The organism is Nonomuraea rhodomycinica (assembly GCF_013363995.1).
GTDB classification, from domain to species: Bacteria; Actinomycetota; Actinomycetes; order Streptosporangiales; family Streptosporangiaceae; genus Nonomuraea; species Nonomuraea rhodomycinica.
In genome coordinates this window covers 499,092-516,498 of record NZ_JABWGO010000004.1, presented here as the reverse complement: position 1 = coordinate 516,498, position 17,407 = coordinate 499,092, and the positions used below count along the sequence as shown (strand labels likewise).

Sequence of the window (17,407 nt, the reverse complement as noted above, 5' to 3'; positions counted from 1 at the left end):
CCTCTGGTGCGGCGTGATCGGGCGGGCGGCGTCGGCTCGGGTGCGGATGGCGGCGACGCGGTGGCCGGGACGGCGGTGCGACGAGACGGCATCACGGGGTGGGAGGCCGGGCCGATCCTGAAGCCGGGCCGGTCCTGGAGCCAGGCCGGTCCTGAAGCCAGGCCGGTCCTGAAGCCAGGCCGGTCCTGGAGCCAGGCCGGTCCTGGAGCCGGACTGATCACGCTGGCGCTCTTGATCGTGAGCGGTACTCTCGCAAGACTAGTCTCGTGTCGTCGATACGTGTCTTCATCCTCGGCGCGTTGTCCGAGCGCGGCCCGATGCACGGCCACCAGCTACGGCTCCTCGCCGAGGAGGAGCATCTCGACCTCTGGACCGACATCACCATCGGCGGGCTCTACGGCGCCATCAAGCGGCTCGCCGCGGAAGGGCTGATCGGGGAGGTCCGGACGGAGCGGGTCGGCTCCTATCCGCAGCGCCAGGTGTGGCGGATCACCGACGCCGGTTCGCGGACGCTGTCGTCGCTCCGGCTGAGCGGGTTGCGCGAGATCGTCCTGAAGCCTGACCCGTTCGACCTCGTCCTCACCCGGCTCGACCCCGACCATCTCGACGACCTGCCTCCCGTCATCGAGGCCCGGATCGCGTCGCTGGAGGCGATGCTCACCGACTACGAGGCGCACGCGCGGTCGATCGCCCGCCATCTGACCCTGGCGGAGTCCCTCGCGATGCGGCACCGCGTCGCCCGCCTGCGCGCGGAGGTCACCTGGCATCGCGAGCTGGCGTCGCGTCTCCCCGAGCTGGTCGCCGAGGAGAGGTCCCGCCGGGGCTCGCATGATCCGACGACATGAAGCCGAAAGGAAGGGCCCGTCATGCTGCGCAACCGCGTCTTCGCCTGGCACCTCGAACTGCAGAACGTCCATCACCGCCTGGAGAGGGCGCTGGAGGACGCCCGCAGGGCGATCCGCTCCGGCAACCGCGCCCAGGCCCTCAAGCCCGAGCTGCGCGACTTCTGCTACACCTTCTGCTCCGCTCTCGGAAGCCATCACCGCAGCGAGGACGCCGTCCTCTTCCCGGCCCTGCTGGAGCGGATGCCGGACCTGGAGCCCGCGATCACGCGTCTGACTCGCGAGCACCAGGTCCTGGCACGGCTTCTCGCCGACTTCCAGCGGAGCCTGGACTCCCCGGAGACATCACCGCAGGAGCTCTTCCTGCAGATCAACAACATCAAGGCCGTGATGAAGGCCCATTTCGCCTACGAGGAAGGCTCGCTGACCCGGGCGCTTCACGCGCTCGACGCTCCGGAGAGCGGCAAACAGCAGATGTTCGGCGACGCCTGACCGGCGAAGGGTCAGCGGTGCAGGTGGACGGGGAGCTCGTTCCAGCCGTGGGCGATGAAGGACGGCACGTGCGCGAGCCGGTCCTCCTCCACCGCCAGACGCAGGTCGGGGAAGCGGGCGAACAGCGCGGGCAGCGCCGCCAGCGCCTCCTGGCGGGCCAGCGGGGCGCCGATGCAGCGGTGCACGCCGATCCCGAACGCGAGGTGCTCGTCCCGGCGCTGGGTGGCGTCGAAGCGGGCGGCGTCCGGTCCGTGCTGGTCGGGGTCGTGCCCGGCGGCGAGGTAGGTGGTGATGATCGCGTCGCCCGCCTCGATCCGCGCGCCGGCCACGTCGATGGCCTCGATGGCGAAGCGCAGCGGCAGGTTGGCGATGGACGGGGCCCAGCGCAGGGTCTCCTCGATCACCGCCTCCCAGCCGATCTCCCCCGCCAGCGTCCGCCGGAGCTGGTCGGGGTGGGTGAGCAGGGCGTGCACCGCGTTGCCGATCAGGTTGACCGTGGTCTCGTGCCCGGCGGCGATGAGCAGCAGCAAGGTGTCCCGCAGCTCGTCGTCGCTCAGCGACGCGCCGCCGCCGACGCCGGCGGCGCTGTTGTCGCGGACGTTGATCAGTTCGGTGGTGAGGTCGTCACCGGGGTGCTCGCGCTTGTAGGCCACCAGGGCGGGCAGCACCGTGCCGATCCGGACCGCCGTGGCCGCCGCCTGCTCCGGGGTGGCGGTGGTGTCCATGATGGCCTCCATCATGGAGGCCATCTCCTCCCGCATGTGCGCGGGGACGCCGAACAGCTCGCAGATCACCCGCATCGGCAGCGGGTGGGCGTACGCGGCGCGCAGGTCCACGGCCTGGCCCGGCGGCAGGGCGGCCATGGCGTCCAGGAGTTCGGCGACGATCCCCTCGACGATCGGCTGCATCGCCTTGGTGCGGCGCGCGGTGAAGCTGGGGGCGATGAGCTTGCGCAGCCGCCGGTGCTCCTCGCCGTAGGCGCTCAGCATGTTGGACACGCCGATCCAGGTCATGATCCAGGTCCAGGCGGGTTCGGCGGCGGCCCGGGGCAGCAGCCGCCAGTGCCGCTTGTCCTTGCTGACCAGGGGGTTGAGGATCAGGTCCTTGAGCAGGTCGTGGCGGGTGACGGCCCAGGCGGGGATGCCTCCGGGGAGCTCTACGAGGACCAGGGGGCCGAGGTCACGTAACCTGCGGACCTCGCCGGGAAGGTCTCGGCCGAAGGGATCGAGGACGACGGGGGCTGCGCTGCCCAAGGGGATTCTCCAGGCTGGTCAGGACGGATGGGTGTGAAGCGCACCGGAAGGTGCGCCAGCGACCGGTGGAACGGGCCGGGCCGCCAGGACAGCTCCTCGCGGGGCACGGTCAGCTCCAGGTCGCACAGGTGAGAGGTCAGGCGTTCGATCGCGGTCATCGCGATGAGCATGGCCGGGTCGCTCGCGGGGCAGCGGTGCGGGCCCGCGCCGAACCCGAGGTAGGCGCCGCCGTCGGAGCGCAGCTCCTCGGGCACGTTCGTCGGCTCGGTGTTGGCCCCGGCGTAGGAGACGAGGACCAGCTCGGCCGGGCGGATCCAGGTGCCGTGGAAGTGCACGGGATGCCGCACGAAGTAGGGGCCGTAGTTGGCCATGGCCGGCTCGGCGCGCAGCGCCTCCAGCAGGGCGTCGTACGTGCTGAGGGCCCCGTTGGTGAGCGAGGAGTAGTAGCGGTCGTCGCTGACCATGCGGGAGATGGCGTTGGAGATGAGGCTGGCCGTGGGCTCGTAGCTGGCGGCCACCACCAGGACGAGCTGCCAGATGAGCTCCTCCTGGCTCAGCCCGGCGGGATGGTCGATCAGCCAGGAGGTGAGGTCGTCGCCCCGCTCGGCGTACTTGGCCGCGACCAGCTCGCCGAGGTAGCGGCTGAAGGCGTCCAGCCCGCGCGCGCCCGCCTCGCCGTCGGCCTCCATCAGGTCCGACAGGGCGCTGATCAGGGCGTCGCTGTCGGAGTCGGGACGGCCGAAGAGCCGGTTGAAGATCTTCAGCGGGATGGGCCGGGCGAAGTCGCCGGCCAGGTCGGCCTCGCCCCGCCCGGCGAAGCGGGCGATGAGCGAGTCGGCCACCTCGATCACGAGCTGGCGCAGCTTGTGCGGCTGGACCATGCCGAAGCAGTCGATGATCGCCTTGCGGTAGCGGGCGTGCTCGGCGCCGTCGGAGTACAGCGCGTTGGGCCGGTAGCCGAGCATGCCGACCGCGCCGGCCGCCTCGGGCGTCTCGGGCAGGGTGGCCATCCAGTCGCGGGAGTCCTTGCTCCACGCCCCGCCCGCGTTGGTGAGCACGTCCACGGCCGCCTGGTAGCCGAGCACGAGGTGCGCCCCGATGCCGGGCGCGATCTCGACGGGCGCGACCGGGCCGTAGCGCCGGCGCAGCTCCGCGTAGACGGCCTGCGGGTCGCGGGCGAAGTCGGGCCCGTACAGGCGGCCGGCGTCGGGGATGTAGCGCGTCGTCATGACAGAACCAGTTCTCTGATGTGCTCGACCAGCGCGATCAGGGACGCGCGGGCGGACACGGGGTCGCGTGCGTCGCACACCAGCAACGGCGTGCGCGGGTCCAGGTCCAGCGCCTTGCGCAGGGCGTCGGACGGGTACTGGGGCGAGTCGGGGAAGTGGTTGACGGCCACCGCGTACCGGATCCCGGCGTTCTCCACCAGGTCGAGGACGGCGAAGCTGTCGTCGATGCGGCGCGTGTCGGCCAGCACCAGCACGCCGAGGGCGCCGCGGACCAGCTCGTCCCACAGCACCTGGAACCGGGTCTGGCCGGGCGCCCCGAACAGGTAGAGCACCACGCCGGGCAGCGTGAGGCGGCCGAAGTCGATCGCGGTCGTGGTGGTGGTCTTCTCGTTCACGCCGGTGAGGTCGTCGACCAGCGTGCCGGCCTGCGTCAGCACCTCCTCGGTGTTGAGCGGCTCGATCTCGGACAGGGCGTTGACGATGGTCGTCTTGCCCACGCCGAACGGGCCGGCGATGACCAGCTTGACCGGTACGTGGTCGGCGCTGATGCGGCCGTCAGAGCGCGCGAAGGCCACTGATCACCAACTCCAAGATCTCCAGGTCGGGCAGGTCCGCGGGAGGCGGGTCGCGGGTGAGGAGGGTTCCGCCGGCCGCCAGCCCGGCGACCAGCAGCCGCACCACGCAGTACGGCAGGCCGAGGTGCGCGGCGCACTCGTACACCGACAGCGGCCCGTCCGCCAGCAGGGTCAGCAGGTGGGAGGCGGGCGGGTCCAGCCCGTCGGCGACCACGTCCGGGGCGACGTAGACGAGGGTGGTCCTCTCGACGGTGATGTGCTCGGGGACGCTCACCCTGGCGGCGGCCATGTAGTCCGGGACGACACGCCGCCGTTGCCGTCCGGAGCTCATGCGCGGACGCCCGGCGTCCTGGCGGCGCTCGCCTCGTCGAGGGCCTTGATCAGTTTCTGCACCTGGAGCTGCACCTCGTACGCCAGGGAGCCGATGTTGACCCCTCCGGTGGCGGACACGACGATGGCGGCCCGCTCCCCCGCGGGGGCGATGTAGGTGTAGCCGGCGCCCGTGGAGATGACGATGTCGACCACCTCGCCGTCGGCGGCGGAGCCGAGGCCGGCGCACAGGGCGCGCGCGGCCCCCAGCACGGAGCTGGTCATCGCGGCGGAGCGCTCCCCCGCCTCGACGGACAGGCCGGCGGAGCCGCCGAGGATGAGCCCGTCACGGCTCAGCACCACGCCGCTCGCGACGCCGGGCAGCGCCAGCAGCGGCGCCAGCACCCAGGACACGTCGAGCGAGAGCGGGCGGCCCTTGGTCTGCGCGGTGGTGGCTGCGGAGTGGGCGTCCATGGGGTGGTCAGTTCCCTTCGGTGATGTCGTGCGGCTGGGACGGGATCGCCTCGCGGCGGCCCGCTTCGGCGCCGGTCTGGAAGTCTCCCCACCGCCTCTGCGCCTCCTCGGGGGTGGTGAGCGCCCGGTCCGCGCCCCTGCCGGGGGCTCCGGCCGCCGGGCGGGCGGCGCGGGCGGGGGTGGCGCGGGGCGTCTGGCGGCGGCGCTGGGGCAGCCCGGGGAGCGGCTCGGCGCCGTCCGGCCGCGCCTGCCCGTCGTGGCCGGCGACCGAGCCGGGGGCCGCGACCGGGCCGGGGTCCGCGACCGGGCCGGCGCCGGGGGCCGTGCCGGCGACCGTGGCCGCCGAGCCGGGACCCGCGACCGTGGCCGGCGCGGCGCTGGTGGCCGGGACGGACACCGGACGGGCCTCCGGGGCGGCGGCCCGGGACGGCGTCGCGGCGGGCTCCCGGCGGAGCGACGTGGCGGCGACGGCCCGGACCGGCTCGGGCGCCAGCACCGAGGGCCGGCTGTGCTCGGGCATCTCCACCAGCAGCCCGTTGGGGATGCCCACCACCGCCTGGACCCCGCCGAACGCGCTCTTCTTGACCGTGACCTGCATGCCGTAGTGGGCGACCTGCCGGCCGATCGCGGCCCAGCCGGTGTGCGGCGGGTTGCCCAGGTCCACCAGCCGCACGGGCTGGGTGCCGTTCAGCAGGCGGGAGGCGCGGGCGAACTGCTCCTCGTTCAGCCCGACCCCGGCGTCGTCGATGACGATGGCCGCGCCGGTGTTGGTCTCGTGCACGGCGATGGACACCTTGAGCGTGCCGTGCGAGTGGTGGACCGCGTTGGCCAGCAGCTCGGAGGTGACGAACAGGATCGGCTCGGCGGCGCGGGCGGCCACGCCGACCCGGCGGCGCAGGTGGTTGGCCGGGCCCTCGACGCGCTGCTCGAAGTTCTCCACGCGGGAGATGGCGCCCACCACCAGGTCCACGAGGTAGGTGTCGTCACGCGACAGGCCGGGCGTGGCGCCGCAGGCGATGCCGGTCGCCTGGACCCGCCGGATGATCAGCTCGTTGAACATGTCCAGGCCCAGCACCTCGCGCAGCAGCGCGGTGTGCTCGTCGCCGCTGTAGCGGCGCTGCACGTCGGCGAGCAGGTCCTGGGCGCGCAGCGCCTGCGTCTGCACGCGCGACATCGCGCCGCGCACGACCGCCTGGGCCGCCTCGTCGACGCGCTCGCCCTCCTCGCGGATGGCGCGGGCGAGCGCGTCGAGGATGCCGCGGTGCAGCCGGTCCACGTCGGTGCCGGCCAGCGTCGCGTCGCGCAGGCCGGGCACGACGACGTGCGGGGAGCGCAGGTGCGACACCAGCGCGGGGATCCGCTTGTCGAGCAGGTACGCGGTCTCGGCGCACATCTGCTCGTAGTGGCCGCGGGCCTCGCGGACGGCCTCGGCGGCCTCCAGCGCCTGCCGCTCCACCGCCTCGTGGATCTGCCGCTCGGCCTCCCTCAGCCGCTGGTCCCTCACGTTGGTCTCGCGGGACAGGTGCTCCTGCGCCTGCCGGGCCTGGGCGAGCTGCGCGCGGGCCTGGGCCAGGTCACGCCGTACGCGGAGGTGGACGAACAGGACGCCCGCGACGGCGAGCACGGCGACGCCGATCACCGTCGCGAGGATGAGGGGGTCTTGCGGCATGAGAATCCTGGGGTCGGGGGGAGGGGGGACACCCGGCGGGACGGCGGCAGCACGGAGGAAGCCGTCCACTGCGTCCGTCCGCAGCGGCCGAATCAGGAGTCCCAGTATTCCGTTTTAGTCACATTAGTCAACTGTCCGTAAGGGTCCGCGGAAGATCACCAGGTCGGCGCCGGGGGCGCCGCCCGGTGGAATCGAGCGCCGGACTGCGAGGTTGACTAGGAGCATGCGAGCCATAGTCATCTCCGCCAACGGCGGGCCAGAGGTTCTCGAGTACGTCGAACGACCCGACCCCGAGCCGGGCGAGGGCGAGGTGGTGGTCGACGTCGCGGCGAGCGGGGTCAACTACATCGACGTCTACCACCGCTCCGGGGCGTACCCGCTGGAGCTGCCCACGACGATCGGCTCCGAGGGCGCGGGCGTCGTGTCGGCCGTCGGCCCGGGCGTGCGCGACGTCGCCGTGGGCGACACGGTGGCCTGGGCGAGCGTGCTCGGCAGCTACGCGGACAAGGCCGTGGTGCCGGCCGGCCGGGTGGTGCCCGTGCCGGAGGGCGTGAGCGCCGACCTGGCCGCCGCCGTGATGCTCCAGGGCATGACGGCCCACTACCTCACCCACTCGACGTACGCGGTGCGCGAGGGCGACGAGGTGCTGGTCCACGCCGCGGCCGGCGGCATGGGGCTGCTCCTCACGCAGCTCGCCAAGCTCAGGGGCGCCAAGGTGTACGGCACCGTGTCCACGCCCGAGAAGGAGAAGCTGGCCCGCGAGGCCGGAGCCGACGAGGTGCTGCGCTACGACGACTTCGCCGAGGCGCTGGCCGGCCGGATGCACGTGGTCTACGACGGCGTGGGCGCCACGACCTTCGAGGGTGGGCTGAAGGCGCTGCGCCCGCGCGGCCTCATGGCCCTGTACGGCGCGGCCAGCGGCCCGGTCCCGCCCCTGGACCCGCAGGTCCTGGCGAGGAACGGCTCCCTCTTCCTGACCCGCCCGACCCTGGTCCACTACATCGCCGAGCGGGAGGAGCTGCTCCAGCGCGCCTCCGACCTGTTCGAGTGGATCCGCACGGGACGGCTGCGCGTCAACGTCTCCGCGCGCTACCCGCTGGCGGAGGCGGGCCGGGCCCACGAGGACCTGACGGCCCGCCGCACCACGGGCAAGCTGCTGCTGATCCCGTAACGGGTCAGGCCGGCGAGGCCGCCTCCACGGCGCCGCCGCGGGGGCGGTAGGCCACGCGCCACAGGGCGACGACGAGCAGCAGCGCCACCACGCCCCACCCCGGCAGGAGGCCCGACACCACCGCCACGGCCAGCGGCAGCATGACGGAGGGCAGCGCCCACACCCAGATCCACATCCGCCCGGCCCGCGCCGCCACGCCCAGCACGGCGGAGGCCGCGAAGTAGACGGCCAGTCCGCCGCCCATGACCCAGCCGGTGCCGCCGTGCAGGTGCTCCTCGGGCGCGGCGGCCACCACGCCGAGACCGGCGGCGGTCGCGGTGATGCCCGCCGTCATGGCGAAGTGGGCGGGCAGCGCGATGTACGGCTTGAGCCCGCGTTCGCTGGCGCCGGGGACGGCGCTCAGGCCGTAGTGGAGCGTGAGCCACCACAGGGAGACGATCAGCCCGAACCCGGCCACGGCCGCGAGCCCGAGCGGCAGCCCCCAGTCGTGGCCGGAGGCGGCCACCACGACCTGCATGACGGCCTCGCCCAGCACGATGATGACGAAGAGGCCGAGCCGCTCCCCCAGGTGGGCGGGGTCGAGGACGGCCGGGACGGCGGTCCGGACGGGGTGCGTGGGCCGGCCGGTGAGCAGCCTGCGCCGCTCCCGCCGTTCCAGGCGCTCGGCCTGCTTGCGCATCTCGTCGATGAAGCGCTCCGGCCGGCGGCTCTGCAGCACCGAGAAGGTCACGTCCAGCACGACGCCGAGCGCCCACATGACGTAGCGGCCCGGCGGTTCCATCCAGATGGAGGCGAACCACGGCGCCAGCCCCGCGCCGAGCTGGGTCGCCGGCCAGGCCGTCATGACCGTGCCCGCGGCCTGCAGGGACTGGGAGGCGCTGATGCGGCAGGTGATGTAGGCGGCGATGAACCAGCCGTCGTGCGTGCCGACCCCGGTGATCTCGTGCGCGACGTCGGGCGCGGCGGCCGCCATGACGGCGATGCCGAACATGCCGATGAGCATGCTGCGCGTGTGCGTCTGCTCCGCCCGGACGTTGGCGTACAGGGTCAACGACGTCCAGATGCTCCACACCGCGTAATAGAGCACCGCGAACAGGGCGACGTTCTCCCATGTCGGGTGCTGGAGCCGGTGCGCGAGCTGGGCCACCGCCACCACCACGACCAGGTCGAAGAACAGCTCAAGCCAGCTCGCGTGGCGCTCTCCCGCTTCACTCACGGCACACGAGAATAGATCGCCACGGAACCTCATATGTCAGAAGGAGGGCGATCGGCTCCATTCGTGAGGGTTTCGGTAGGGTTCGACGTCATGGAGATCGGTGCCTCCGTCGCCTCGTTCGCCGTGGTCGTCGCCCTGCTCACGGTGACGCCCGGCCTCGACACGGCGCTCATCCTGCGGACCTCCGTCATGGCCGGACGCCGCCCGGCCTGGGGCGTCGTGCTGGGCGTCCAGCTCGGCACGCTGCTGTGGGGCGGCCTCACCGCGGCCGGGCTGTCCGCGCTGCTCGCGGCCTCCCAGCTCGCGTACGACGTGCTGCGCTGGGCCGGGGCCGCGTATCTCCTGTGGATGGGTCTGCGCATGCTGCTCGCGAAGGGAGCCGCGGGAGCGGCGCCCGCGGAGGAGGGGCGGCGGGAGACCCGCTTCCGCACCGGGTTCCGGCGCGGGCTGCTCACGAACCTGCTCAACCCCAAGGTGGGCGCCTTCTACGTGGCGATGCTGCCGCAGTTCATCCCCGACGACGCCCCGCACGCCGCCATGGGCCTGCTGCTGGCCGGCGTGCACGTGGCCGAGGGCCTGGTGTGGAGCACCGTGCTCATCGGGTTCGCCATGCTGATGAGCGGGGTGCTGCGCACCGACCGGGTCAGGCGGGTGCTCGACCGGGTCACGGGCGTGGTCATCGTGGGCTTCGGCTTGCGCCTGGCTGTCGAGAGGTGACCTCGGCCGGGCTCACGCCCACGGCCACTCCAGCAGGCGGGCGCCCAGGACGGCCGTCTCCAGGGTGAAGCGCTGGGTGGGGTCGTCCGGGGAGAAACCGGTCAGGCGGCGCACCCGTTCGAGGCGATAGGTGACGGCGCGGGTGCTGATGCCCAGCCGGCGCGCGGCGGCCGTCTGGTTGCCCTGCGCGGCGAAGACCGCCTCCAGCGTCTCCAGCAGGGGCCCGTGGCCGCCGCGAGCGGTCAGCAGGGGGCTCAGCACGCTCGTCACGAGATCCTCCATCGCCGCCCGGTCACGCAGCAGGACGGGGAAGACCAGCAGGTCGGCGGCCTTGACCACGTCGATCGTGAGCCCGAGCCGGTCGGCGAGGTCGAGGGCGGAGGCGGCCTCGCGAAACGAGGTGACCACGCCGCCCGGGCCGCGCTGCGGGCGGCCGACCCCGACCCGCCAGCCCGGGGCGAAGCGGGAGCGCACGTGGTGGGTGAACTCCCCCACCGCCGGCGTCAGCGTGGCGGGGGCGACGCAGACGAGCAGCCCGTCGCGCACGGCCACCAGCACGTTGTGGGAGCCGAAGCGGGCGACGAGGTCGCGCTCGATGCGCTCCTGCCCGCCGTCCTCCAGCCCGCGGGCCACGGCCACGACGTACGACTCGGCCAGCCGCAGCCCGAAGTGCTCGGCGCGCTCGGCCAGGCGCTCGGCGCGGCCGAGGAGCAGGTCGTCCACGAACGCGCGGCGCGCCGCCTCCTCCTCGCGGATCGCGGCGTGCTGGGCCTGCTCGTACCCCTCCATGAGGGCCGACACGGCCCGGCGCAGCGCGGCGAGGACGGCGTTCCCGGCGGGCCGGCGCTCGGCCGCCGCGAGGGCCGCGTCCACCAGGTCGCGCAGCGGGACGCCCAGCCGCGCGGCGCGGGCCCCGGCCTCGTGGTAGGCGTCCAGGTCGGCCCGCTCGGGCAGCCGCCCGGTCTCCGCCGCCCGGGCGAGCACCTGTAAGTGCCCGCCGAGCAGGTCGGCGGGCACCCGGGACGCTGCCATCACACTCCTACGTCGCGCCTGTCGAAGGCGAGGACCGCGGTGAGGGCGAGCACGGCCGTCGCCCCCGCCAGCACAAGGTAGTCCCCGGCCGGCAGTCCTTCGTAGAGGGGCCTGCCGTCGGCGTAGTAGTGGAACGGCGACACCCATCGCAGCCAGGAGACGGCGTCCACGCCGCGGCCGACGGTGACGACCATGTAGCCGAGCACGGCCCACACGCCGAGCACGGCCGAGGCGGCGGCCTTGCGCCCGGTGGCGGCGCCCACGGCGAGCGTCAGCGTGCCGAAGAACAGCGCGAGCAGGTAGAGGCCGGTGTGCGCGGCCAGCAGCCGGCCGAAGGGGGTGTCGATGCCGACCTGCCGGGTCATCCCCCACACGACCACGAAGGTCACGGCCGCCACGGCGAGCAGGCCGAGCGCCAGCCCGGCGAACCGCTCCAGCACCACCCGCCGGCGCTCCACCGGCAGGGTGACGACGAGCTCCAGCGTGCCGGCCTCCTCGGGCCCGGCGATGGCCCGGTTGGCCAGGATCATCGCGCAGACGACGAACAGCATCGGGACGATGAGCTGGTAGACGACCGTCTGGAGGTAGCCGGTGCCGGTGGCGATGTCCTGCAGGCCGCCCATGAGGTCCTTCAGCGCGCCGGGGTACTTCGCCATGGCCTGGGCGCTGTAGGTCGCGGGGTCGTCCTTGATGCTCGCGTAGATGCCGAGGTACATCGTCAGGAACGCGCTCAGGCCGACCGTCCAGCCCGCCAGGGCCCGCAGGTTGTCACGCAGGTACTTGATGATCATGATGTGCGCCCTCCTCGCTGTAGTAGGTGAGGAAGATCTCCTCCAGGTCCGGCTCGGCGCTGACGAGGTGCACGACGGTGAAGCGGGCGGCGGCCTTGACCAGCGCGTCCGGACGGCCGTCGATCGTGCAGCGCACGGCGGCCCCCTCCACGCGCAGGTCGCGCACGCCCGGCAGCCCCTCGAACGCCTCGCGCGGCACGGGCGCGTCGAAGTGCAGCTCCACCCGGCGCACGGCCTTCTCCCGCAGCGCGGCCACGTTCTCCACGGCGACCAGGCGCCCGGAGCGGACGATGCCGACCCGGTCGGAGACGTGCTCCACCTCGGCCAGCACGTGCGAGGACATGAGGACCGTGCGGCCGGAGGCGCGCACCTCCCGCACCATGGCCAGGAACTCCTGCTGCACCAGCGGGTCCAGCCCCGAGGTCGGCTCGTCCAGGATCACGAACTCCGGCTCGTGCATGAACGCCTGGATCAGCCCGATCTTCTGCCGGTTGCCCTTGGAGAGCTTGCGCATCGGCAGCGACAGGTCCGCGTCGAGCCGCTCGGCCAGCTCGGTGACGCGGCCGGGCGGCACGCCGCCCCGCATCCTGCCCAGGAACGCCAGGTAGTCGCGGGCCCGTTCGCGGCCCTCCAGCACCAGGTCGCCGGGCAGGTAGCCGATCCGCGCCCGGATCGCCGCCTCGCCGGGAGGCGCGCCGAGCACGCGCACCCGGCCGCCGGTGGGCCGGATCAGGTCCATGAGGAGCCTGATCGTGGTCGTCTTTCCCGCGCCGTTCGGCCCGAGGTAGCCGAAGATCTCTCCCGGCTGGATGTCCAGCGTGAGATCCTCCAGGCCACGGCGCCTGCCGTAGTACTTGCTGAGCCCTTCGGCCCGCACCACTGCCGTCATGCCGCCATGGTGACGGCGGGGGCGGGGCGCTGTCAGGGCGCGAACCCGGCAAGCGGCCGGGCGGCTCCTTTCCGGCCCCCGGCAACCACCGGAGCGGCTACGGGACGGGGCCGGGCGCGCCCGGCGGGAGGAAGGGCAGCTCGGGCGGCCCGTGCTCGATGAGGCGCAGCAGCGCGTCCGTGTCGAGGTGCCGCTCGACGAGGTCGCCCAGCGCGTCCAGGCGCTCCTCGCGCAGCCGGGCGAAGTCCGTGCCGGGCGCGGGCGTGAAGTCGCGGCCCGCCTCCCGGGCCACGTCCGTGAGGAAGGCGCGGCGGAAGCCGTCGTTCTCCAGCGCGCCGTGCCAGGTGGTGCCCCAGACGTTCGCGACGCGGCAGCCGTCCAGGAACGGCTCGCCGCCGTCCACCGTCGCCACCCCGTGGTGGATCTCGTACGCGGAGACGGACTGGCCGTAGGCGTGGCCGGAGGGCCGGCCGAGCACCTTGTCCGCGGCGAACACGAACCGCGCGGGCAGCAGCCCGAGCCCGTCCACCCGCCCGGCGCCCGACTCGACCTCGTCCACGATCTCCCGGCCGAGCATCTGGAAGCCGCCGCAGACGCCGAGGATCGGCCCCTTGCGCGCCAGCAGCGCCGCGGCCAGGCCGGTGCGGCGCAGCCAGGCGAGGTCGTCCACGGTGGCCCGCGAGCCGGGCAGCACCACCAGGTCGGCGTCGTCGAGGTCGGCCGCGCCCGTGACGAACCGCACCACCACGCCCGGCTCGGCCGCCAGCGCGTCGACGTCGGTGAAGTTCGACATCCGCGGCAGGCGCACCACGGCCACGCGCAGCGTCTGCCGCCCGTACGGCTCGCGGGTGGCGGCCGGGCGCGCGTCCAGGGCCAGGGAGTCCTCGACGTCCAGCCACAGGCCGTCCGCCCACGGCAGCACCCCGTACACCTCGCGGCCGGTCAGCCCGCGGAGCTGGTCGAGCCCGGGCCGCAGCAGCTCGGGAGCGCCGCGGAACTTGTTGACCACGAACCCGGCCACCAGCGCCTGGTCGGCCGCCTCCAGGAGCCCGACCGTGCCGTAGAACGCGGCGAACACCCCGCCCCGGTCGATGTCGCCCACCACGACCACGGGCAGGTTCGCGGCCCGCGCGAGACCCATGTTCGCCAGGTCGCCGCGCCGCAGGTTGATCTCGGCCGGGCTGCCGGCGCCCTCGCAGATCACCACGTCGTACCGGCTCCTCAGCCGGTCGAGCGAGCGCAGCGCGGTGGCGCGCAGCAGGTCGCGGACCCGGCCGTACTCCATGGCGTCCACGTCGGCGACGGGCCGGCCGAGGAGCACGACCTGGCTGCGCCGGTCGCTGCCCGGCTTGAGCAGGACGGGGTTCATGTCGGCGTCAGGCTCGATGCCGGCCGCCTGCGCCTGCATCGCCTGGGCCCGCCCGATCTCGGCGCCGTCGGTCGTGACGTACGAGTTGAGGGACATGTTCTGCGCCTTGAACGGCGCCACGCGGACCCCTTGCCGGGCCAGCCACCTGCAGATCCCGGCGGTGACCACGCTCTTGCCCGCGTCGGAGGTGGTTCCCGCCACGAGCAGCGCGCCCCTGACCGCCCGCACGTTTCGCACGCCCGGATCCTCCCACATCTCCCGATTCGTCAGCAGGCGGGAGGGGTCCGGCGCAGCAGTCTCTGGGCGGTGTCGCGCACCCGCGGGTCACGCACCCTGACCACGAACTCCTCCGGCGTGGCGCCGCACACCCGCGCCAGCTCCGCCGACGCGCCGAGCAGCGCGCCGATCAGCCGCCGCTGCGGCGCCAGGCGCACCGGCCGTCCCGCCTCGTCCGCGAGGCAGCCGTACAGGCCCTCGTACACGTGACAGGCGACCGGCCCCGCCTGCTCCGGCCGGGCGGGCGGCCCGTCGAAGGTCACAGGGTGAGCGCCGGGGTCCAGGACGCGCCGCCGGTAGTGGGGCTCGGTCCGGTCGAGGGCGGCGAGCTGCCTGTCGTCCACCCAGGACACGAACAGCTCGGACACGCCGGGCGCCGCCACGGGGGCGGCCGGGATGTACCCGTACCTGCTGATGTGCGCGGACACGCCCGGAGCGAGGCCGCGCACCCTCACCCGGGTGAGCGGCACCACCGTGGGCACCCGGTGGCGCGTGAACTTGCGGTGGAGCTGGGCCGGGGCGGCGTTGGAGCCCACGGCGACCACCGCGTGGCGGGCCCGCATCGGCGCCTCCCCGCGGGCGGCCAGCCACGCGTCGATGGGCGAGCCGTCCACGTGCCAGTCGCCGTCGCGTCCGGCCAGCGGCAGGAAGCGGCGGCCGGCCAGCACGCCCGGGCCCCGCGGCAGCAGGCCGGGATAGGTCAGGGGCCGGGCCATGGGGTCGTCGCGGGTCAGGGCCGGCGACTCGGGATGGTGATGCGTGAAGTCGTCAAGCATGGGGTGGGAGCCGGGGTCGATGGGGGCGCGAGGATGGGGCGCCGTCCGGTCACGTTCTCCCCATACTGCCTCATCCGGGAACGTGGCGCCCACCTGGGGGCGGTGATCGGCCCGGCGACCCCGGCTTCCGGGGGAAGGGCGGGCGGCCCTATGGTGTGGATCGCCCGCACAGGGCCGCGCACATCCGGGAAGGACGGGGAGGGAGCGGCATGCCGGCTGCACGCCCGCTCCGGCCGGGCGATCCCGAGCGGATCGGCCCGTACCGCATCGTCGGCGTGCTCGGCTCCGGCGGCCAGGGCATCGTCTACAAGGGCGAGCGCGACGGCGGCGGCGACGTCGCGGTCAAGGTCGTCCACAGCCATCTCAGCCAGGACACCGACGTCACGAAGGGCTTCCTGCGCGAGGTGGAGGCGGCGCGCCGGGTGGCGGCCTTCTGCACGGCGGCCGTGCTCGACGTCGGGACCGTGGACGGCCGGCCGTACATCGTGAGCGAGTACGTCGCCGGCGACACCCTGCAGGCGGTCGTGCGCGAGCGGGGACCGCGGACCGCGGGCGTGCTCGACCGGCTCGCCATCTCGACGCTGACCGCGCTGGCCGCCATCCACGAGGCCGGCATCGTGCACCGCGACTTCAAGCCGGCCAACGTGCTGATGGGTCCCGAGGGCCCGATCGTCATCGACTTCGGCATCGCCAAGGCCCTGGACGCGACCACCATGGCCTCCGGGCCCGTCGGCACCCCGGCGTACATGTCGCCCGAGCAGTTCAGGGGCGAGCGGGTCGGGCCGGCGTCCGACGTCTTCGCGTGGGCGGGCACGATGGTCTTCGCCGCCACCGGGCGCGCGCCGTTCCGCGGGGAGACGGTGCCGGCCATCCTCAACCAGGTCCTGAGCGGGACGCCCGACCTGACCGGCGTCCCGCCGCACCTGGTGGGACCGATCCAGGAGTGCCTGGCCAAGGACCCCGCCGCCCGGCCCACGCCCGCCGCGCTGCTGCAACGGCTGATCGGCCGTACGGGACCGGCGGCGCCGGGCGTCCCCGCGCCCTCGGCCGCGAGCGCCCCCGTCCTCCCGCCCTCGGACATCCGCGAGGCGCCGACCTCACCGAGCCGGCCCCGGACGTTCAGCCGGCGGGCCCTGATCGGCGGGGCGGCGGTCACGGCCGCCGCGGCGGTCTCCGCGTTCGCCCTGCTCGGAGGCCGCGACGAGGCTGCCCGCCCGGTGAGCGACGAGCGCTCCCCCGCCCCCACCGGGACGGCCGGGCCGTCCGCGACGCCCACGAAGCAGCCGTTCGGCGCGCCTCTCACCGAGCCCGTCCCGCTCGCCCGCGACTGGGGCGCCGTCACCGTGCTCGCCGCCTCCGGCCCGCTCGTCGCCTGCGGCACCGACAAGGGCACCGTGCTGGCCTGGACCACCGGGCGGCCCGCCGCCACCCGCCTCGGCGACGGCGGCGCCTCGGTGACCGCCGTGGCGTGCGGCGAACGCGACGGCACGCCCGTGGTGGTCTCCGGCCACGGCGACGGCCGGATGCGATTGTGGAGCGCGACGGGCGAGAGCCTGGCCACGCATCGCGCCGCCGACCCGATCATCGGCGTCGCGGTCGCCGGCGACCGGGTGGTCGCGGTGTCGCAGAAGTACGACAGCCTCCGCGACCTCCACAGCGTCGTACGGCTGTGGGACGTCGCCACCGGCAAGCAGCTCGGCGCCACCGTCACCGACCACTTCCAGGGGGTCAGCGGGCTGGCCTTCGGCACGCTCGACGGGAAGGACGTGCTGGTCACGGGCGACGGCCACAACCGGATCCAGGTGCGGCGGCTGTCGGACGGCAAGGTGGCGCGCACGTTCGGCACCGGGGAGATCGGCGGCGTCGAGCGGCTGGCCTGCGCCGAGATCGGCGGCCGGGCCGTCCTGGTCTCCACCCACCTGGACGCCACCCTCCGCGTGTACGACCTGGCGACCGGCAAGCGGCGCGAGAAGTGGACCTTCAGCGCGGGCAGCCCGGACGACCGGGGCGTGACCGCCCTGACCACGGGCCGCACCGGCGAGGCGCCCATCGCGGTGGCCGTGCACGACGCGGCGGGCGAGGACGTCCTCGTACGGGTCTGGAACCTGGACGGCGGCGACGTCGTCGGCACGCTCGGGCCGGGGCCCGGCGGCGCGATCCGCACCGCCGCCCTGGCGGAGGCGGCGGGCCTCCCCGTGGTGACGGGCGTCACCGAGGACCGCACGCTGCGCACCTGGAACATCGGCCCGGCCTGACGGGGCGGCCGCGGCCCGGCGCACCTGACGGTCCCGCCGCGGTGAGCCGGGGCCGGATCGGGGTAGACGGCG

The 17,407-nt window shown here is 74.1% G+C and carries 17 protein-coding genes; 5 read left to right on the top strand and 12 right to left on the bottom strand.

All coding sequences use genetic code 11. The features are described from left to right. Positions 1-266: 266 nt before the first annotated feature. Positions 267-845 carry a PadR family transcriptional regulator gene (locus tag HT134_RS21010; RefSeq protein ID WP_175602103.1) on the top strand — a complete coding sequence of 193 codons (579 nt, stop codon included), beginning with the start codon at positions 267-269 and terminating at the stop codon, positions 843-845. 21 nt (positions 846-866) lie between these two features. Beyond that, positions 867-1,334, top strand: a complete 468-nt coding sequence (locus HT134_RS21005) for a hemerythrin domain-containing protein (RefSeq protein WP_175602102.1) — start codon at positions 867-869, stop codon at positions 1,332-1,334. An 11-nt stretch (positions 1,335-1,345) separates the two neighbouring features. Here the strand turns inward: HT134_RS21005 and HT134_RS21000 are convergent, their stop codons facing one another. The 6 genes from HT134_RS21000 to HT134_RS20975 are packed head-to-tail and all read right to left on the bottom strand — an operon-like array spanning position 1,346 to position 6,843. After that, positions 1,346-2,587: a cytochrome P450 family protein gene (locus HT134_RS21000; protein WP_175602101.1), complete on the bottom strand. Its 1,242-nt coding sequence runs from the start codon at positions 2,585-2,587 to the stop codon at positions 1,346-1,348. Next, the gene (locus HT134_RS20995) at positions 2,491-3,816 is read right to left on the bottom strand and encodes a cytochrome P450 family protein (RefSeq protein ID WP_217708122.1); all 1,326 of its coding nucleotides are present in this window, start codon (positions 3,814-3,816) and stop codon (positions 2,491-2,493) included. Before HT134_RS20995 ends, HT134_RS21000 begins: the two co-directional genes overlap by 97 nt. Continuing rightward, complete coding sequence (locus HT134_RS20990) at positions 3,813-4,391, bottom strand: GTP-binding protein (RefSeq protein WP_312888282.1); 579 nt, start codon at positions 4,389-4,391, stop codon at positions 3,813-3,815. The genes HT134_RS20995 and HT134_RS20990 overlap by 4 nt, the downstream gene beginning before the upstream one ends. Continuing rightward, positions 4,372-4,722 (bottom strand): DUF742 domain-containing protein, encoded by a 351-nt coding sequence (locus tag HT134_RS20985; protein ID WP_175602100.1) that lies wholly within the window; start codon positions 4,720-4,722, stop codon positions 4,372-4,374. Before HT134_RS20985 ends, HT134_RS20990 begins: the two co-directional genes overlap by 20 nt. Next, positions 4,719-5,174 (bottom strand): roadblock/LC7 domain-containing protein, encoded by a 456-nt coding sequence (locus HT134_RS20980; protein ID WP_175602099.1) that lies wholly within the window; start codon positions 5,172-5,174, stop codon positions 4,719-4,721. The genes HT134_RS20985 and HT134_RS20980 overlap by 4 nt, the downstream gene beginning before the upstream one ends. A gap of 7 nt (positions 5,175-5,181) precedes the next feature. Further along, on the bottom strand, positions 5,182-6,843 hold the full coding sequence (locus HT134_RS20975) for an ATP-binding protein (RefSeq protein WP_175602098.1): 1,662 nt from the start codon (positions 6,841-6,843) through the stop codon (positions 5,182-5,184). A 223-nt stretch (positions 6,844-7,066) separates the two neighbouring features. Here HT134_RS20975 and HT134_RS20970 point away from each other — a divergent pair, with 223 nt between their 5' ends. Further along, positions 7,067-8,014 carry a quinone oxidoreductase family protein gene (locus HT134_RS20970; RefSeq protein WP_175602097.1) on the top strand — a complete coding sequence of 316 codons (948 nt, stop codon included), beginning with the start codon at positions 7,067-7,069 and terminating at the stop codon, positions 8,012-8,014. 4 nt (positions 8,015-8,018) lie between these two features. On the opposite strand, the gene HT134_RS20965 is transcribed toward HT134_RS20970, so the two are convergent. After that, positions 8,019-9,230 carry a low temperature requirement protein A gene (locus HT134_RS20965; protein WP_175602096.1) on the bottom strand — a complete coding sequence of 404 codons (1,212 nt, stop codon included), beginning with the start codon at positions 9,228-9,230 and terminating at the stop codon, positions 8,019-8,021. A 90-nt stretch (positions 9,231-9,320) separates the two neighbouring features. Between HT134_RS20965 and HT134_RS20960 the strand changes: the two genes are divergently transcribed. Further along, positions 9,321-9,947, top strand: coding sequence for a LysE family translocator (locus HT134_RS20960; protein ID WP_175602095.1), 627 nt, complete (start codon positions 9,321-9,323; stop codon positions 9,945-9,947). A gap of 12 nt (positions 9,948-9,959) precedes the next feature. On the opposite strand, the gene HT134_RS20955 is transcribed toward HT134_RS20960, so the two are convergent. From HT134_RS20955 to HT134_RS20935, 5 genes are all read right to left on the bottom strand, one after another. Further along, positions 9,960-10,979, bottom strand: coding sequence for a PucR family transcriptional regulator (locus tag HT134_RS20955; protein WP_175602094.1), 1,020 nt, complete (start codon positions 10,977-10,979; stop codon positions 9,960-9,962). Further along, positions 10,979-11,770, bottom strand: coding sequence for a DUF2705 family protein (locus HT134_RS20950; protein WP_175602093.1), 792 nt, complete (start codon positions 11,768-11,770; stop codon positions 10,979-10,981). Before HT134_RS20950 ends, HT134_RS20955 begins: the two co-directional genes overlap by 1 nt. Further along, on the bottom strand, positions 11,748-12,659 hold the full coding sequence (locus HT134_RS20945; protein ID WP_175602092.1) for an ABC transporter ATP-binding protein: 912 nt from the start codon (positions 12,657-12,659) through the stop codon (positions 11,748-11,750). The genes HT134_RS20950 and HT134_RS20945 overlap by 23 nt, the downstream gene beginning before the upstream one ends. A gap of 97 nt (positions 12,660-12,756) precedes the next feature. Continuing rightward, positions 12,757-14,265, bottom strand: coding sequence for a cobyric acid synthase (locus HT134_RS20940; RefSeq protein WP_312888281.1), 1,509 nt, complete (start codon positions 14,263-14,265; stop codon positions 12,757-12,759). A gap of 29 nt (positions 14,266-14,294) precedes the next feature. Then, a complete protein-coding gene (locus HT134_RS20935) occupies positions 14,295-15,080 on the bottom strand; it encodes a hypothetical protein (protein ID WP_175602090.1) in 786 nt (261 codons plus the stop codon). A 209-nt stretch (positions 15,081-15,289) separates the two neighbouring features. On the opposite strand from HT134_RS20935, the gene HT134_RS20930 reads away from it, so the two are divergent. Beyond that, positions 15,290-17,335 (top strand): serine/threonine-protein kinase, encoded by a 2,046-nt coding sequence (locus HT134_RS20930; protein ID WP_175602089.1) that lies wholly within the window; start codon positions 15,290-15,292, stop codon positions 17,333-17,335. Positions 17,336-17,407 lie beyond the last annotated feature (72 nt).

Bases quoted from the DNA above. Each gene is read 5' to 3' on its own strand.
- HT134_RS21005 (WP_175602102.1), top strand. From the start codon at position 867: ATGCTGCGCAACCGCGTCTTCGCCTGGCACCTCGAACTGCAGAACGTC.
- HT134_RS20995 (WP_217708122.1), bottom strand. From the start codon at position 3,816: ATGACGACGCGCTACATCCCCGACGCCGGCCGCCTGTACGGGCCCGAC.
- HT134_RS20985 (WP_175602100.1), bottom strand. From the start codon at position 4,722: ATGAGCTCCGGACGGCAACGGCGGCGTGTCGTCCCGGACTACATGGCC.
- HT134_RS20980 (WP_175602099.1), bottom strand. From the start codon at position 5,174: ATGGACGCCCACTCCGCAGCCACCACCGCGCAGACCAAGGGCCGCCCG.
- HT134_RS20975 (WP_175602098.1), bottom strand. From the start codon at position 6,843: ATGCCGCAAGACCCCCTCATCCTCGCGACGGTGATCGGCGTCGCCGTG.
- HT134_RS20970 (WP_175602097.1), top strand. From the start codon at position 7,067: ATGCGAGCCATAGTCATCTCCGCCAACGGCGGGCCAGAGGTTCTCGAG.
- HT134_RS20960 (WP_175602095.1), top strand. From the start codon at position 9,321: ATGGAGATCGGTGCCTCCGTCGCCTCGTTCGCCGTGGTCGTCGCCCTG.
- HT134_RS20955 (WP_175602094.1), bottom strand. From the start codon at position 10,979: ATGGCAGCGTCCCGGGTGCCCGCCGACCTGCTCGGCGGGCACTTACAG.
- HT134_RS20950 (WP_175602093.1), bottom strand. From the start codon at position 11,770: ATGATCATCAAGTACCTGCGTGACAACCTGCGGGCCCTGGCGGGCTGG.
- HT134_RS20945 (WP_175602092.1), bottom strand. From the start codon at position 12,659: ATGACGGCAGTGGTGCGGGCCGAAGGGCTCAGCAAGTACTACGGCAGG.
- HT134_RS20935 (WP_175602090.1), bottom strand. From the start codon at position 15,080: ATGCTTGACGACTTCACGCATCACCATCCCGAGTCGCCGGCCCTGACC.
- HT134_RS20930 (WP_175602089.1), top strand. From the start codon at position 15,290: ATGCCGGCTGCACGCCCGCTCCGGCCGGGCGATCCCGAGCGGATCGGC.